We start from the raw sequence: 16,643 nt of genomic DNA, 5'->3' as shown, positions 1-16,643 counted from the left end.
CGATCGCCGCATGATCGGGATGAAGGGCGATGATGTCGGACAGGGCCACGATCTTCTTGTCGCATGGTCTCCGGGCAGCAGGCGTGCGGGCGTTCGACGCGGAACTGCGCGGCCTGACCGGCCATGAGGAGGCCCTGATCTCCGAGTGTCCCGGGCGTCTCACACCCGCCGAATGCACGACGGCCCTGCTCGCCGCCGTGACGACGCGGATCGGCCCCGTTGGGCAGGTCACGCCGGAGATGGTGGCCGAGCTCGTCATCGGTGATCGCGAACGGCTCCTGCTCAATCTCTGCCGCCTGACCTTCGGCCCGCAGCTCGATCTCGTCGCGACATGTCCGAGGGAAGGATGCGGCGCGGTCGCGGAGGTTCCGGTGTCCCTGGACGACATCGTCGCAGGACGCCCGGATGCAAGCCGCGACATCGAGCAAGAAATCCGGCTCGTCGCGCCCGCGGGCCAATGGCGTGTCCGCTTCAGGCTTCCTTCGGGGCGCGATCAGGAAAGAGCCGCCCGCTTGCACGATCGAGCCGCGGCTGCACGGGCACTCGTCGTCGATTGCGTGCTGGAGATCGCCGATCCGTCAGGGACGCCCGTCTCGCCGGCCGATCTGCCCGCCGCCTTCGAAATCCCGCTTTCCGACGCCTTCCATCATCTCGATCCGTCCGCCGAAACGACCACCGGCATCGCCTGCCCGAGTTGCGGCGTCGAGATCCAGGCGATGCTCGACGGCTTCACCATCCTTCATTCCAGCCTTGCCCGGTCGTCGGGTATCTTCGGCGATGTATTCCGCATGGCGCGCAGCTACCACTGGAGCGAGGCGGAGATCCTGGCTTTGCCGCGTGAACGGCGAATGCGCTACCTCGAGGTTGCGGCGGAGATGGAGGCGGCGGGATGAGCGGCTTCGTCGAGCGCCTCGTCGCACGCGGCTCGGGCCTGGCAGCTGTTCCGGGCTTTGCTACGCTGAAGCCACGGCCGCTGTCTCGATTCGAGAGGCCTCCCGAGATTTCCGACGGATCGGGGAGCGAGGAAGTTCATGGGACTGGCTTCGTTCCCGACAGGATAGCCCCTTTCGCGGCCGTGCCGGCGACAGGTGCGATCGCACCGGGGGCCGAGCCCGATGCCCGCCCGGCGCCGCCTCCCGTCAACGCAGCTGTCGGACCAACCGGTGCACAGGCGGCATCACGCCCATTCATCGGCCGGGTCGAGGTGGAGGAGGTGCGTCCAGGTCGCCGGATTCAGTCGGCGACTGCGCGATCCGATCCCGGTTCGGGGACCGTTCCGGCTTCGGAGCCGGCGCCGGCGCGACCCGACGCGGCAGCAGTCCCGACCAACCGCGAGCCCGTCGCACCGTTGCAGCCGACGCCGGCATCGACACCGCGCGCGATGGTAGAGCCGGCACCGTCGCCAGGCGCGCCGGTGCCGATGACGGCGATACGCTCGACGCAGCCGCCGCCGGAGCTGCCGTCGACGGAGCTGCCGTCACCGGCGGCAACGATAGACCGGCGCCCTGGCCGTCCGATCGGGACGGCGGAGGATGATCCCGCGCCGCCCGTCACGGTCACCGTCGGGCGAATCGACGTCCACTTCGTCCAGCCTCGGCCTGCTCCTGCGCCGCCGCCCCAGGCACCGCGCACGCGCGGCTTCGAGGCCTATGCCCGCGTCCGCCGCGGCCAACCACGTCAGGAGCGCTGATGGCCACGCATGCCGCGATCGCCGCTGTCAGCAGGACGCTCCGCACCTTGCTTCTCGACCGCATGGTGGTGCCCGTCTCGGTGACGCTCGCCCCGCCGGACGTGACGGTCGACGGCATCGATGGCGCGCGCGTCAATCTCTACCTCATGCAGCTCATCGAGAATGCCGGCCTCAAGAACCAGGAGATCCCGGGCAGCGGCCATCCCGCCGCCTACGGACATCCGCCGCTGTCGCTCAACTTGCGCTACCTCGTGACGACGCACAGCGCGATGGAGACCCAGCCGGACGCCGATCTCAATGCCCAGACGCTGCTTGGCGATGCCATGCGCGTGTTCAACGACTTCTCCAATCGGATCGACCAGCTGGCCATCGTCAATCCGGCCGCCGGAACGGTGGGTGACCCGCTGCTCGATCCGGTGCTCCAGGACGAATTCGAGCGGCTGCGGATCGTGCTTCACCCGGCTTCGCTCGACGACATAACCAAAGTCTGGTCGGCGGTGTCGGGCACCAATTTCCGCCGCTCGGTCGTCTATGAGGTCACCGTCGTGCAGATCGAGACGCCGCAGCCCAGGGTTCGGCCGCAGCCGGTCGAAACGCGCCGCATCCTCATGACCGTCCGCCGCCGGCCGGAAGTCCTCGACGCCTATGTCACGCCGGCACCGAACGGCCCGATCGGCGAGATCCGGGCCCGCATCGGCGACGAGATCACCATCCTTTCGCAAGGATCGCTCGCCGACAGGCTCTATGTCAGGCTCGGCACTCTGGAACCGATACGGGTCAGCCCGCCGGCCGACGGGCGTATTCTGATCACGCTGCCGGACGCGCAATATCCGGCCGATCTCGACAATCCGCTGCCGCGGCCTATCCCACCGGAGCGGCAGCTCCAGCCGGGACCGACCGAGGTTCAGATCATCGCCGGTCACCCGGCCGAAGGGGTCGAGGGCGGCCTTGGCCGGGGCACGCCTGTCGCGGCTATGCGGCGCTATCCGTCCAACCTCGCCCTCATCCAGCTTTGCCCACGCATCACGTCAATCGTGCCGGTCGCCGGCAACGCTGCCACGGTGCTCCGGGTCAACGGTCAGCGCCTGTGGCATGCTCGCGCCCGCACGGCGGAAGTGATCGTCGGCGACGCTGCCATTCCGGTGCGCCCACCGCAGCCCGGCGATCCCTGGGCGGCGCCGACGGCGACGGCCGTCGAAGTCCCGATGAGCGCGGCGATGGAGATCCTCGACGTCTCGGCGACGCCGTATCCGGTGGCCGTGCAGGTCGACGGTGCGCGCAGCCGCGACACCGGTATGCTGTTCACGCTGGGACCCTAGCCATGAAGGTCGCAGCCAAGCCGAAGCCGGAACGAGAACCAGAGACGGATCAACCGACATGGTACGACCGCAACCGGCTGGCGATCGAGGCGGGTCTCGCATGGATCGATGCACTCCTCGACGACCGGCTGGCGCCGGTCCGCCTTCCTCGTGAGACCGAAGTCGGTTCGGCCCCTAGATCGCCGGCCGCGCTCGCGGCCCGGGGGGCGTATGACAGAGCCCGCGAGGAAATGCTCAGGGCCGGCGAGCCCGCGCCGATCGACCGTGTCTCGGCCCTGTTCCGGCTGTCGCCCTTCGAGGAAGACGTACTCCTGCTCGCGCTCGCGCCGCTGCTTCGCGCGAATTTTGCCTCCCTCTACGCGCAGATCCACGGGCGCGCTGCGCTCGACAAGGCAACGCCGCATCTTGCCATGGCACTCCTTGCCGCCGCGGGACCGGAAGGCGAGGCAAGAGCCTGGGAGCGTCTTTCGCCGGAAGCTCCCCTGCGCCGGTTCCTGCTGGTCGAGAGTGCGGACCGGACGCTGACGCCGCTGACGGCGATCACGCTCGACGAACGCGTCAGGCGGCTCCTTACGGGCGAACACTCGGAGGAGCCGCGCACGCAGCCGATGCTCTTTGAAGCGGAGCCGGCGTCCTTCCCCGAGCGTCATAGGGCAGGCGTCGAGCGGTTGGCGGTACGGCTCGAGACGGCTCGGCGACCCCTGGCGGTGATCGTCGGCCCGAAACGCAGCGGCCGGGCCGCCGCGGCGGCCGCGCTCGCCGCCCGCTTCGGCCTCGGCCTCGCCGTCTTCAAGCCGCGGCCGTTCGAACCGACGCAGGATCTTGTCGCGCTGGTCGGACGTGAGGCTGTCCTCGGAGGGCTTGCGCTGATGGTCGACGCCGGCCAGCCCGATGTCGTGGCACTCTTGCATCACCGCATCGACGCGCTCGTTATCGCAATCGCCGAGACGCGCCCCGATCTGCCGTTCGACGTTCCGCATCTGCGCCTCGAGGCGCTCGACCAGGCCGACCATGCGGCGCTGTGGCGCGAGACGCTCGGCCCTGGCTCCGCCGAGACCGACGAGCGGATCGACGCGCTTGCCGACCAGTTCAGGTTCGGCCCGGGCGAGATCGCGGCGATCGTCGCAGAAGGCGGCGATCTCCGGCAATCCTGCCGCGACCGCGCCGGGCGGGCGCTCGAAGAACTCGCCGAGCGGATCGTGCCGCGCTACCGCTGGGATGACATGGTCATGCCCGCCGAGATCCTCCACGATCTGCACGCGGTGACCGCACAGGTCCGCCACCGCTCGCTCGTCTATGTGAAACACGGTTTCGCGAAGAAGCTCGTGCGCGGGCGCGGCGTCTCGGTGCTGCTGTCGGGCCCGAGCGGAACCGGCAAGACCATGGCAGCCGAAGTGATCGCCGGGGAGCTCGAACTCGACCTCTTCCGGATCGACCTGTCGGGGGTGGTCTCGAAATATATCGGCGAGACCGAGAAGAACCTCAAAGCCGTCTTCGATGCGGCGGAAGCGAGCGGTGCGGTACTCTTCTTCGACGAGGCCGACGCGCTGTTCGGCAAGCGCAGCGAAGTCAAGGACAGCCATGACCGCTATGCCAATATCGAGGTCAGCTATCTCCTGCAACGCATGGAGAGCTATGGAGGGCTTGCCATATTGGCGACCAACATGAAGGGGCATCTCGACAGCGCCTTCCTGAGGCGGCTGCGCTTCGCCATCGATATCCCTTTCCCGGACGCCGCGCTGCGGCGGGCGATCTGGATGAAGGCCTTCCCGGAAGAGACGCCGAAGGCGGCGCTCGACTTCGACGCGCTGGCGCGCCTCGACATCGCCGGCGGCAACATAGCGGTGATCGCCGTCAATGCGGCATTTCTCGCAGCGGCAGAAGGCGTACCGCTCGCCATGCGCCATGTCGCACGTGCGGCACGGGCGGAGTTCCGCAAGCTGGACAAGGAGTTCCGCATGTTCTGGCCGGAGGCTTCGTGAGCCATGACCGACAGAGCGGACCATAACCCATCCGTCTCCCTGGGCAGCATCCGGGTCAGCGGCAATGGCGATGCCCGTTCTGCAACGCGGGGCGCTCGGGACGTGGCCGCCGCACTCGCCGAAGTTCTGCGCGGCAGCGCGATCGTCGGCAACGGGCTTAACATCGAAAGCCTGAACGTGACTTTGCCGGCGGGGGCGGGCCGGGCCGAGATCCTGCGCGCCGTCCGCGCGGCGCTCGCCAGGCATGTGGAAGGCCGTCGGCGATGAGAGCGGCCCTCCACGCGCCAGCGCCGACGAGCGTTCCTGCCCCGAGGCTTGCCGCGCCGCAGCGCGCCATCCTCAGGAAAACGGTCCTCGGTCCGGTCGACGACCCTCTGGAACGGGAGGCCGATCAGGTCGCGGATGCGGTGGTGGGCGATCATGCCGTCGGGGGCTTCGGCCAGGCGCCGGCTGGAACGGCTCAGCGCAAATGCGCGGAATGCGAGGACGAGGAAGGAATTCAGCGCAAATGCGCTGCCTGTGAAGCAGAAGAAAAGATCGAGAGAAAGCCGGCCGAGGCAGCCGCGCGAGCCGTGTCGCAGGGCGGCGAGCCCCTGTCGCCCGAAGCCCGCGCCTATTTCGAGCCACGCTTCGGACGGGGCTTTTCCGGTGTGAGGATACACACCGGCGGCCGGGCAGCCGCCGCGGCCGGGGCGATCGACGCCCGCGCCTATACGCTCGGCTCAGACATCGCCTTCGCATCAGGAGAGTTCGACCCGCAACGGGACGCGGGCCGGCGGCTCCTCGCCCACGAGCTGACGCATGTCGTGCAGCAGCAGCGCGGTGCTGCGCCCGCGCTGCGCAGGACGCTGACCGCCACGTCGCGGTGCCCGCCCAATGTCCACGGCGCGCCTGCCGATCCGATCGCCGAGCTGACGGCGGATGACGAGCGCGCCCAGCTGATGGCGCTCGGCACGTCGAATGTGCTGGCGCTCGAAGCGCTGACTTTCGCCGACCCGACTTTCGGCCGTTCCTACGTGTCGGATGCCTATGAGCGACGCTTCGGGCTTCCGCCCGCCGCGGCGCGCGGAAGGTTCCGAAACCGCTTCACCGGACGCACGCATGCCACGCAGAACGAAGCGATGCGCGAGGAGATGCTGTCGCTTTCCGATCGCTTCCGCCAGTTGCACGATTTCCTCAGCGGCCCGATCCGATACCGCTGTCCCGGCACGGGCGCCATCACGCTGCCGGGCTGTGCCTCGGCGCGGTGCGGCGGCTCGATCGCCTTGTCCTGTCCCGGAGGCAGGCAGATCGCGATCTGTCCGACCTTCTGGACCTTCCCGCTGATGCAGACCGTCGATCAGCGCGGCGGCAACATGATCCATGAGTCCGTGCATATGCGCCTCGGCTTCCGCGGCCATGGCCTTGCGAATGCCAATCAACGCGGCCGTAATCCGGAGTGCCACGCGGCCATCGTGGCCGACGTCTATGGGTTTCAATCGGACGACACGACGGATTGCACGCCACTCATTCCGTGAGCGTGGAGGAAGAAGCGCAGCACTGAGGGTCGGAAGGAGCGGGAGCATGAAAGGAAAATGGCGGTGAGGGGTTCCTTCGGGTCGTCATTTGCGCTGCAAGCGCCGCCAATACGGCTCGATGCTTTGCGCCCGGCGTCTAGAGCCGTTCAGCCGAAGGCCAAGCTCGGACCGGTAGACGACCCCCTGGAGCGCGAGGCCGACCAGATCGCGGAGGCGGTGATCGGCAAGGGCACAGTTGCCGCCTTCGGACAGGCACCGGCCGGGACAGCACAGCGCAAATGCGCGGAATGCGAGGAAGAGGAAACGCTTCGGAGGAAAGACGACAAGCGCGTGAGTGCGCGGCCGGGCGGGAGAGCTGCGGCCGAGACAGCTGCCGGTGCCGTCGCGACCGGCGGCATGCCGATGTCGGCGGAGGCTCGAGCCTATTTCGAGCCGCGTTTCGGCCGGGATCTTTCGGATGTAAGGATACACACCGGCAGCCGGGCCGCGGGCGCGGCGAATGCGATCCATGCGCGCGCCTATACGCTCGGCTCCGACATCGCCTTCGCAGAGGGCGAGTATGCCCCGGCGGCGCCGGTCGGCCGGCTGCTCCTCGCCCACGAACTGGCACATGTGATCCAGCAGGCCGATGGCGCCGTTCCGGCGGTTCGGCGTGCCGGCTACGGTACGGGAACGCCGCCCAATTGGGGCGCCGTCACCACCGCGATTGTGCCGCCGGATGAACGAGAACGCGTCGACCAGGCCATAGCAAAGGTCGATGAAGTGGTGAACGACCCGTCCGGATTCTCCGAATGCCACGATCATTTCAGGGAGCGTTGTCCGGGAGGGACCGCCGGGACGCTGGCCAGCGTCTGGGGCAGGGCCACGATCTGGAAGATCACCAACGGCACGGACGAAAACGCCCGCGGCTCTGTCGGCGGTTCCGACATAGCCTACACCGACATGGGATACGATCAGGGTGCGGAAGGCCTTGCCGGATCCTTCCTGCACGAGGCGGGTCACAATTGCGGCGTTCCCGGCGGATCGACCCACTGGCATGCCGCACAGATCCGCTCCTACTGTATGGGACCGGGCCGTAACGAACTCAGCGTCGGCGCCGGGGTCGAACTTACCGGAGAGCAGCCGATCGTTCTGCTCTCCTATCGCCGCTTTCTCGGCGATTGGGCGTCGGGCCGCCTGCGCGCCACGCTGGGCCTCGATCTGAACGTGTTCGGCACCGCATCCGAGCTTGGTGCGGTCGGCGCCGAGACGCCGGAGGAGCGTCGTGTGCCGACCGAGTTCGGCGGTGCTCTCGCCGGAATCCAGGCGCGGGCGGGCGGCTGGGGAGGCACGCGTTATGGCGGCTTTTCATTCCGCCTCGAGACCGGCGTCGGGGCCGGGCGCTTCGCATTGCGTCCGGCCACGCCCGAAGAGGCGCCTTCCACCGCCATCGCGCCTGCCTGGATCCTTCAAGTCGGGCCGCGGGCGGAATTCCTCATTCCCTACGGCGACGCGTATGTCTTCCCTCTGTCGGTCGGCGCCGCCTATCGCTGGACACAGCCGCTGAACTCGGAAGCCGAGGCGCTGCATGGACTGATCGGATCATTGGAGGTGCAGTTTTGACCGGCAGGGAAGGCGAGGCCGAAATGCGAGGTCTTGGGCGATGATCGCAGCAAGGGCATACGGGACAGTTTCGCCATCGCCGCAGATGGCCAGACCCGCGCCCGCGCTTCAGAGGAAGGCGCGCGTCGGCCCGGTCGATGACCCGCTCGAACGGGAGGCCGACCGGATTGCCGATGCCGTGGTGAGCGCTGACATCGTCGGCCCGTTGGGGTGGGCTCCGGCTGCGACAGCGCAGCGCAAATGCGCCGAATGCGAAGAAGAAGAGCGCGGAAACATCCAGCGCAAGTGTGCGGAATGCGACAGCGGGGAACTGACACGGAAGGAGCCCGCCGAAGCGGCCGCCCGGGCCGTCGCCGCCGGCGGCGCGCCGATGTCGGCGGAAGCGCGCGCCTATTTCGAGCCGCGCTTCGGCCGCGATTTCTCTAGCGTGCGGATCCATACCGGCGGCCGCACCGCTGCCGCAGCGGATGCTATCCAAGCCCGCGCCTATACGCTCGGCGCCGACATCGCCTTCGCTGCGGGCGCCTATGCTCCCGGCGAACCGGCCGGCCGGCGGCTCATCGCCCATGAACTGGCGCATGTCGCGCAGCAGAGAGGATTCTCGACCATCCGGCGTGCGCCCGAAGATGAAACGGCAAAGAAGGAAGCGCCCACGACTACGGAAAAACCATCGGAGAAGGTGACCTTCACGGCCAAGGACCTGCTCATCTATCCGCTGTTCATCGATCTGTGGAGCGACATCTTTGCCCAGAAGCTGACCGACGAACAGAAGAAGGAGTTCAGGCTCAAGGGCAAGGAAGGCGCCGCGATCTGGAACCTGATCTTTGCCGGCATGCCGGCGGGAAAGTCGCTCGACGCGGGCTCATCCTTCGGCGACTTCCTGGGGGCCTGGCTGAAGCATGCGGAAGACATCCACAAGATCGCCGGCGGCGAGAGCTTCTATCTCGACCTGTTCAGCAGCTTCGTCCGCATCAATCTCGATTCCTATCTCGGCTCCGATCTGTTCAAGAGCCGGCTGAAGAAGCATGCCGCGAGCCTCGTCTCGATCTTTGCGCTGGCGCAGGCGACGCTCTCCACCGTCCAGGCCGTGAAGAAGCCTTCGGCGAAAACAGGCGAGTTTGAAGCGACACAGCTCGAAAAGCAGACATTGCTGTTGAAGACGATCTTCAACCTCGTCCTGGCGGAACAGATCAAGGCGCCGGATTTCTTCGCGACAGGCCCGCTCAAACTGTCGACGCACCCTGCCTATGCGGCGACCTCGGCCACCGCCGGGGGCGGGCCGGCCGAACTCATTCTGGAACACAAGAAAGGAGAGGGAGAGGGCCAGGGCGGCGAGCAGCGGAAGCTCGGCCTGACGCTCAACCTGCCGCAGATCGTCAGCCTGTTCCGGGAAGGTGGTCCCTCTGCGAAGGACCAGGCCGACCTGCAGAAATATCGGGGCTGGCAGGGAAGCCTATGGTTCAGCTACGACCTCACCGACCCCACGGCGCTGCAGCGCCAGGCAGGCAAGCTGCCGTCCGAAGCCTTTCACGTCGGCACGCTTTTCGGCGGCGGCGGCTTCCTCGGTGAGATCGAAGGCGGCGCGCGCTACAGCGGGGACCAGGCAAGGCAACTCACGGGCTGGTTCCTGCGCGGCGGTTTCGGCTACAGCGGCAAGAAGGGCGCCATCATCAAGAAGATGGGCTTCACCGCCGTTTATACCGACTGGACCGAGCAAGACATCTTCGCGCCCCGCCTCGGCGAGGGCGGCGCGCCGGTTGGTGGGCGCGCAGGTCAATTCACGCCCTTCGCCAATCTCGAATTCGGGCGGCGGCACAAATTCGGCGTCGGCGCCGCGCTCGGCTTCGTCACCGGCACGCATGAGAAGTTCAATGTCTCCGATTTTCGCGGGGATTTTTCCTACACCTATCTTGGCGACCGCTCGGAGGAAAGCCTGCCTGTCTTCAAGATCGACCTGTCAGGCTCGGTCAGCCGGCTCGATTGGTGGAATCCGGATTCGCCCCTGCTGGGCGGCGTTCGACTGCGCACGAGCTTCGACCAGTACTTCGTCGCAGGTCAGGTCAGCACCGGGGCAGGCAAGATTCCCGAGCAGCGCGCCGTCCAGATCGGAGAGAAGGAAAAGGTGCTTGTGCCGACCACGGTGCTGTTCACAGGAGGTGTCTATTTCTGAGGGCAACGGCCCAGGATAACTCAAGCTGCCAGGCTGCGGCCGGCGACCAACCGTCTTGACGGAAGTGAGACGGAATGGATGTCGCTGCCAAATTTTCATGGAAGCGTGGCCAATATTGTGCAAGTTTTCATAAAAATTAGTTCTACAACCTTGGATTTCACAATGGATGATGTCGTCAACTATCGATCGGTATAAATGCGATGAACAACACGCATTACTTATAGATATTTTGCGAACGTTATCGTTCGGCGAATAAGATTGCAGAATTTGGTTTTTCCGCCCGTCAAACAATGCTACTCTCACTGGTAATTCCTTGGGGGGCGTTCCGAGGAGGGCAGGCGATGGGGTCGGAGTTTCCACGCAGTCCGCGCGTGCTCAAGGGCGGTATCGTCGCCTATCGGCTGCCCGACCTGTTCCCGACCGTCATCGTCTTTCAGTACAATCCCGACGAGGTGTCGCGTTCGCTCCAGTTGCAGGGCAGCAGCGGCGGAGGGCGGGGAGACGCCAATCGCGTGAACGGGCCGCCGCAGGAAACGCTGACCTTTTCCGTGGAGATCGATGCGGCCGACCAGCTCGAACGGCCGTCGGAAAATGCCATCACCGTCGAGAACGGGCTTCATCCGGTTATCGCAGCGCTCGAGCGGCTGGTCTACCCCTCCTATCCGGTGGTGATCGCCAACGAGGCTCTGGCGCTGGCCGGCAGCGCCTTCATCCTTGGCGAGCAGGCACCGCTCGCGCTTCTGATCTGGGGGCCCAGGCGCGTTCTGCCGGTCCAGATCCAGAGCCTGTCGATCAAGGAAGAGGCATTCGACCAGAAGCTCAACCCGATCCGCGCCAAGGCGGACCTGTCCTTGAAAGTGCTGACCTATCGCGACCTCGACGTCACCAATCCGGGCTACTGGGTCTATCTCGCTTCCTTCACGCAGAAGGAGGCGATGTCCGCCCTGAACCTGCTCGGCGACAAGACGGGACTGGAAGCGATCACACCGATCTAGACGACCAGGAGGCGCCATGTTCTTCAGGGGCAGCCGCTACGAACACATCGCTGATGCATTCATCGACGGGCCCGATGGCCGCATGATCCGCTACAAGCGCATGCGTTTCATACCCGTGGGCTCGGCCAGCCTATCGATGAAGGTGAATGAGGGCGACCGCACCGACCTTCTGGCGTGGCGCGCCCTCGGCGATCCGGAACAGTTCTGGCGTCTCTGCGACGTCAATCTCACCCGCCGGCCCGTCGATCTCTCGGAGCCGCCCGGCCGGCGCATCGGCGTGCCGGGCCCCGATGGAGGCGTGTGAGCATGGGCCTGCTGCCATCCTATTTCGTCGTCCAGGTCGCGATGGCGCCGCTGCCGGTTATCTTCTTCCAGGCGTTGCGCGAAATCGAGGTGGAGACCTCGGTGGGACAAGCCTCGGTTTTCCGCCTGCACTTCGATCTGAGCCGCAACATGTTCGGCGATTTCGATGCACTGGCGATCGACATCTTCCGCCCGCTGGTGCCGATCACCATCCGCGTCTCGCTCGGTCTCGGCATTCCGCAGGCGCTGGTCAACGGCTACGTCAAGGACGCGCGGTTGAGTGCCGCCAACCAGCCCGGCGCCTCGCGGCTGGAAGTGGTGGGAATGGACGCACTCGCCACGATCATGGCGCATATCCAGCAGCCCTTCACCTGGCCGAACCTGCCGGACAGCGCGATCGCAGCCGCCATCTTCGGCAAATATGCGATGATCCCGTCGGTTTTCCCGACGCCCCCGCTCCGAACCATGCTGGACACGACGTCGAACCAGCGCGACTTCGACTCGTCCTATCTGTTCCAGATGGCGAGCCGCAACAATTACGAGCTTTACGTCCAGCCCGATCCGGTGGTCGGCCTCGATATCGGACATTTCCATCCGCCTTTGACCCATATGCCCCCGCAAGGCGTGCTCTCGATCGATTTCGGCACCCAGACCAACCTCAGCAATTTCTCCGTTTCCAACGACATGCTGGGGCCGACATCCGTGATGGGCGTTTCCGTCGATCCGCGCAGCCGGGCGCCGATCCCGACGGTCGCCCCGGTCTCGACCGAATTGCCAATGGGGCTGGAGCCGGCCCTCAACCGCATCATCCCGCCACCGGTCACGCGCCCCGCCGCCACCGACGCGGCAAGCCCGGCCGAAGCCCAGGCCCAGGCCTTCGCGCGAGCCAGCGAATCGAGCCGCGCGATAACGGCGAGCGGCGAGGTCGACGGGATAAAATATGCGCGCCCGCTGCTGGCCGGCCTGCCGGTACTCGTGCGGGGTGCGGGCCGGCAGAACAGCGGCCTCTATTACGTCCAGTCGGTGACCCATCGCATCTCGCGCGACAACTACAGCCAGAGCTTCTCGGCATGGCGCAATGCCGTCGGGCTGACGGGAGCCGAGGTGTTCATCGATCCACTGGCAGCGGTGGCGTGAGGAGGGGCTGGTGTTCGGCGACGGCATGACGACTGGAGCGGGCAAGGGTGACGGGCGCAACCGCGTCTACGGCAAGTTCGCCGGAACCGTGATGAACAACAACGACCCCCTGTTCCTCGGCCGGCTGCAGGCCTTCGTGCCGGAGGTTCTCGGCGAGATACCGACCGGCTGGGCCAAGCCGTGCACGCCTTATGCCGGACCGACGTCCGGCTTCTTCTCGGTGCCGCCGGTCGGAGCCGGCGTGTGGATCGAGTTCGAAGCGGGCGACGTGTCGCGGCCGATCTGGGCGGGATGCTATTGGGGCACCGGCGAACTGCCGATGAAGCCGCCCGGAAGCCCGAGCGAGCCGATGACGAAGATCTGGCGCAGCGAACTCGGCCTGACCACCGTCCTCGACGACAAGACGCAGACGATCACTCTGACCGACGCGCTCGGTTTGAATTCCGTCGAAGTCAGCGTCGCGACGGGCACCGTCACCATCAAGGGTGCCGTTCGTGTCGTCTCCAGCGCCCCGCTGATCCAGGAAGGCAGCGACTCGGCCGCGCATCCGGCCGTGCTCGGCGACCAGCTGCTCAGCTATCTGGCGCAATTGGTGGGGCTCTTCAACACGCATGTACATCCGGGCGAGCTGGCTCTTGGCATACTGCCCGTCACGCCGGCGCCGCCGGTCGCGCCCATGCCGCCGCCGAGCCCGAGCCTGGTGTCCCTCAAGGTCTTCCTGGAGTAGCGGGCATGGCAGACAAGCTGATCCCCGGAAATCTCAGTGCCGCCGGCAGCGTCGGCTTCACCGACCCTCGCTTCACCGACTCCATGGCCGAGGACATCGAGCAGGAGCTCAACGCGCTGATGACCGCGGACGGGCTGCCGTCGCTCGACCTCAACGCGTCCGACACGACCGTGCGCGACCGCAGGCGCCTGTTTGTGGCGATCGCGCGCGGCATCGTGCGGCATCTCGAGAACAACAAGTCCGCCATCAAGGTGTACTGCGAGCACGATGAAACCAAGCCGGTGACGGTCGTCGATGTGGATTACGGATGATGCTGGCTGACCGCCCATTCCTGGATTTCCCCTTCGCCGTCAGCGAATCGGGAGCGAGCGCGCTTACCGGCCGCGACGACCACCTGCGGGATCTCATCTATCTCGTCCTGTTCACCGCGCCCGGCGAGCGGGTCAATCGGCCGGAATTCGGCTGCGGGGTCAAGCAGCTGGTTTTTGCCCCGGCATCGGATGCGCTGGCCGCGGCGACGGAGCAGCTGATCCACGGCGCGCTGATCCGCTGGCTGGATCCGGTGGTCTCTGTCGAGAAGGTCTCGGTGCTGGCGTCGGAGGCTACGCTCGAAATCACCGTCGCCTACAGCCCTCGGGATACGGGGGAGCGGCGCGAAGAAGTCTTCAGGCATCCTGTCGCGGTTTGAGGGGAACATGGTGGTTCTGTCGTCAGATGGTCTGGTGCTGTGCGAGGACGAACGCCGCTCGGGCGTGCTGCGCGACCCCGCCCATCCGCTGAACGGCATCGACTTCATCGAATACCGGCGCGACCTCCTGGCGCTGCCTGGGTGGCAGCACGTGCTGGACGTGGTCTTTCTGAAGCCTGCTCCCGTCCCGCCGGCAGTGACGGCCGCCAATTTCTCCGTTCTCGGCGGCATCAGGATCGTGGACATCAGGGTACTCGATGTCGAGCCGGATCCCGGCGACCCGCTGACCTTGCGCGTCTTCGTCGACCGCGAAGGGGACTTCTCGGCCTATGTCCTGGACATGGACCATGCCGCGATCGATGTCGAACGCTCACAGGCCCAGTTCGGCTTCAAGGCCAGCTGCCCCAGCGATCTCGATTGCCGGCCGACGCACGACTGTCCGCCAACGGTGCTGGAAGAGCCGGCGCTCGACTATCTGGCGAAGGATTATCAGAGCTTCCGCCGGCTGATGACCGACCTGATCGCCGAGCGCAATCCGAACTGGCTGGAACGGCTTCCGGCCGATCTCGGGATGACGCTCGTCGAGCTGATGGCCTATGCCGGCGACTATCTGAGCTATTATCAGGACGCCGGACCGGGCACGGAAGGGTTCCTCGATACCTGCCTGCATCGCATCTCCGCAGCGCGGCATGCCCGCCTCATCGACTATACGATGCGGAACGGCCGCAACGCTGCGACCTTCGTCCACTTCGTGGCGGTAGCCGGCTCGAATGCCGTCGTGCCTCGGAGCACGAGGCTGGTCAGCCGGATCGGTGTCCCGCTGGTCGGCGAAGCTGGGGCGCCGGGACCCGTCATTCCGGTCACGGCCGATTTCGACAGCGATCCGGCACTGAGCGAGGCCACGGTGTTCGAGACGATGGCGCCGGTCCGCGTCATCGACACCAACAACGAGATCAGGATCCACAGCTGGGCGGACGCCCAGTGCTGCCTGGCGAAGGGGGCGACCAGCGCCTTCCTCTACGCGGTCACCGCGGGTGGCATCGCCATCCCGCCCGACCTCGCAGCCGGAGAATACCTGCTGCTGGAGGAGGTCCGCAGCCCCGTCACCGGCTCGCTGCCCGATGCGGATCCGCGGCATCGGCAGGTCGTCCTCGTCGAGGAGGTCGAACTGACCGAGGATGCCGCCTTCACCAACGCCTTACCCGGGGGCACGCTCACGCCCCGCCTCAATGTCGCCGACCCGGCGTTGCCGCTGCTGCACGTCACCTGGGTTGAAGACGATGCGCTCGTTTTTCCGCTCTGCGTATCGGCGTTGACGGACCAGGATGTGCCCGTCGATCCCGTAACGGTGGCCCGCGGCAACACGGTTCCCGCCGATCACGGCCGCACGGTGGAGCGCGACACGTCCCTCGGCACGCTGACGCTTCCCGACAGCGGAGCCGGCCGCTGGCCCTTGCCCTCGTTCGCCTTGCGCGACGCGCCGCTCACCCAGGCGGCCGACGGCCCCGCCGTCCGGCTGTCGCTGGAGTTCGCCGGAATTCCGGGCGCCGAATCCTGGACACCGGTGCCGAACCTGCTCGATAGCGGTCCCTTCGACCAGCACTTCGTGGCCGAGATCGACAATGCCGGCGATGCGGTGCTGCGCTTCGGCGACGACCGATACGGGAGGCGACCGCTCGGCGCCCGGCGCGCGGTGGCGCGTTACCGGATCGGCAACGGTGCCGCAGGCAATTGCGGCTGGGGCACACTGGTCCATGCGGTGGCCGACGGCCCGGCCGCGGCCGCCATCGAGCGGGTGCGCCAGCCGCTGCCAGCCCGTTTCGGCGAGGACCCCGAGACGATCGAGCACGTCCGCCAGATCGCGCCGGAAGCCTTCCGCGCCGTGCAGTTTCGCGCCGTGACCGAGCGCGACTGGGAAGAGGTCGCGCTCAGGCATCCGGCGGTCGCGGCAGCCAAGGCGAGCTTCCACTGGACGGGAAGCTGGTACACCGTTTTCGTCGCCATCCACCCTGTCGACGAGGCGGACCTGAGGAGGCTGCCGGGTGGCGGCGCGGAACTGCAGCCGGCTTTCGCGGCGGCGGTCAAGTCGCATCTGACCCGTTTCAAGCTCGCCGGCTACGACCTGAACATCCGCGCTGCGATCTACGTTCCGCTGGAGATCGACATCCGGCTCTGCGTCGGCACCGGCCATTTCCGCGGCGACGTATTGGGCGAGGCATTGCGGGTGCTCTCCAACCGCAGCTTTGCCGACGGCTCGCGGGGCTTCTTCCATCCGCTCAACTTCGGCTTCGGGGGAGCGGTCTACCTGTCGCGCCTCTATGCGGCGGTCGAAGCCATCGAGGGGGTGAACTCGGCAGAAGTCATGCTGTTCAAGCGCTTCTGGGAACTGCCGCAAGCAGAGCTCGATCGCGGGCTTATCGAGATCGGCCCCTTCGAGATCGCGCGCCTCGACAACGACCGCAACTTTCCCGAGAACGGCGTGCTGCGTCTCAGCGCGGTCGGAGGCTTGTGAC

At 66.6% G+C, this 16,643-nt stretch carries 15 protein-coding genes; 14 read left to right on the top strand and 1 reads right to left on the bottom strand.

The window, feature by feature from the left end; all coding sequences use genetic code 11:
- Positions 1-29 precede the first annotated feature (29 nt).
- The gene (locus tag JN280_RS31200; protein ID WP_202308017.1) at positions 30-893 is read left to right on the top strand and encodes a T4 family baseplate hub assembly chaperone; all 864 of its coding nucleotides are present in this window, start codon (positions 30-32) and stop codon (positions 891-893) included.
- 340 nt (positions 894-1,233) lie between these two features.
- Here JN280_RS31200 and JN280_RS31195 read toward each other — a convergent pair whose 3' ends face one another.
- The gene (locus JN280_RS31195) at positions 1,234-1,632 is read right to left on the bottom strand and encodes a hypothetical protein (RefSeq protein ID WP_202308016.1); all 399 of its coding nucleotides are present in this window, start codon (positions 1,630-1,632) and stop codon (positions 1,234-1,236) included.
- Positions 1,633-1,689: 57 nt separating this feature from the next.
- On the opposite strand from JN280_RS31195, the gene JN280_RS31190 reads away from it, so the two are divergent.
- The 13 genes from JN280_RS31190 (at position 1,690) to JN280_RS31130 (ending at position 16,642) form a co-directional block, all read left to right on the top strand.
- The gene (locus JN280_RS31190; protein ID WP_202308015.1) at positions 1,690-3,009 is read left to right on the top strand and encodes a DUF4255 domain-containing protein; all 1,320 of its coding nucleotides are present in this window, start codon (positions 1,690-1,692) and stop codon (positions 3,007-3,009) included.
- 2 nt (positions 3,010-3,011) lie between these two features.
- Entirely contained in the window at positions 3,012-4,991 is a 1,980-nt protein-coding gene (locus JN280_RS39655) for an ATP-binding protein (RefSeq protein ID WP_244742324.1), read from the top strand.
- 3 nt (positions 4,992-4,994) lie between these two features.
- Entirely contained in the window at positions 4,995-5,258 is a 264-nt protein-coding gene (locus tag JN280_RS31180; RefSeq protein ID WP_202308014.1) for a hypothetical protein, read from the top strand.
- A complete protein-coding gene (locus JN280_RS31175; protein ID WP_202308013.1) occupies positions 5,255-6,508 on the top strand; it encodes an eCIS core domain-containing protein in 1,254 nt (417 codons plus the stop codon). Before JN280_RS31180 ends, JN280_RS31175 begins: the two co-directional genes overlap by 4 nt.
- A 63-nt stretch (positions 6,509-6,571) precedes the next feature.
- Complete coding sequence (locus JN280_RS31170) at positions 6,572-8,110, top strand: eCIS core domain-containing protein (RefSeq protein ID WP_202308011.1); 1,539 nt, start codon at positions 6,572-6,574, stop codon at positions 8,108-8,110.
- Between the two features lie 40 nt (positions 8,111-8,150).
- Complete coding sequence (locus JN280_RS31165) at positions 8,151-10,280, top strand: eCIS core domain-containing protein (RefSeq protein ID WP_210387825.1); 2,130 nt, start codon at positions 8,151-8,153, stop codon at positions 10,278-10,280.
- Between the two features lie 341 nt (positions 10,281-10,621).
- Positions 10,622-11,275 carry a hypothetical protein gene (locus JN280_RS31160; protein WP_202308007.1) on the top strand — a complete coding sequence of 218 codons (654 nt, stop codon included), beginning with the start codon at positions 10,622-10,624 and terminating at the stop codon, positions 11,273-11,275.
- A 16-nt stretch (positions 11,276-11,291) separates the two neighbouring features.
- Complete coding sequence (locus JN280_RS31155) at positions 11,292-11,579, top strand: hypothetical protein (RefSeq protein WP_202308005.1); 288 nt, start codon at positions 11,292-11,294, stop codon at positions 11,577-11,579.
- Between the two features lie 2 nt (positions 11,580-11,581).
- The gene (locus JN280_RS31150) at positions 11,582-12,715 is read left to right on the top strand and encodes a phage late control D family protein (RefSeq protein ID WP_202308003.1); all 1,134 of its coding nucleotides are present in this window, start codon (positions 11,582-11,584) and stop codon (positions 12,713-12,715) included.
- A 10-nt stretch (positions 12,716-12,725) separates the two neighbouring features.
- Positions 12,726-13,442 (top strand): phage baseplate assembly protein V, encoded by a 717-nt coding sequence (locus JN280_RS31145; RefSeq protein WP_244742321.1) that lies wholly within the window; start codon positions 12,726-12,728, stop codon positions 13,440-13,442.
- Between the two features lie 5 nt (positions 13,443-13,447).
- Positions 13,448-13,753, top strand: coding sequence for a hypothetical protein (locus JN280_RS31140; RefSeq protein WP_202308002.1), 306 nt, complete (start codon positions 13,448-13,450; stop codon positions 13,751-13,753).
- Positions 13,750-14,130, top strand: a complete 381-nt coding sequence (locus tag JN280_RS31135) for a GPW/gp25 family protein (protein WP_244742319.1) — start codon at positions 13,750-13,752, stop codon at positions 14,128-14,130. Before JN280_RS31140 ends, JN280_RS31135 begins: the two co-directional genes overlap by 4 nt.
- A gap of 7 nt (positions 14,131-14,137) precedes the next feature.
- Positions 14,138-16,642: a hypothetical protein gene (locus JN280_RS31130; protein WP_202308000.1), complete on the top strand. Its 2,505-nt coding sequence runs from the start codon at positions 14,138-14,140 to the stop codon at positions 16,640-16,642.
- Position 16,643: the final 1 nt, after the last annotated feature.

This window comes from Mesorhizobium sp. L-8-10, assembly GCF_016756635.1.
In the GTDB taxonomy this organism is placed as follows: domain Bacteria; phylum Pseudomonadota; class Alphaproteobacteria; order Rhizobiales; family Rhizobiaceae.
Note: the sequence above shows the minus strand (reverse complement) of the source record. Positions and strands in the feature narration are given on the sequence as shown.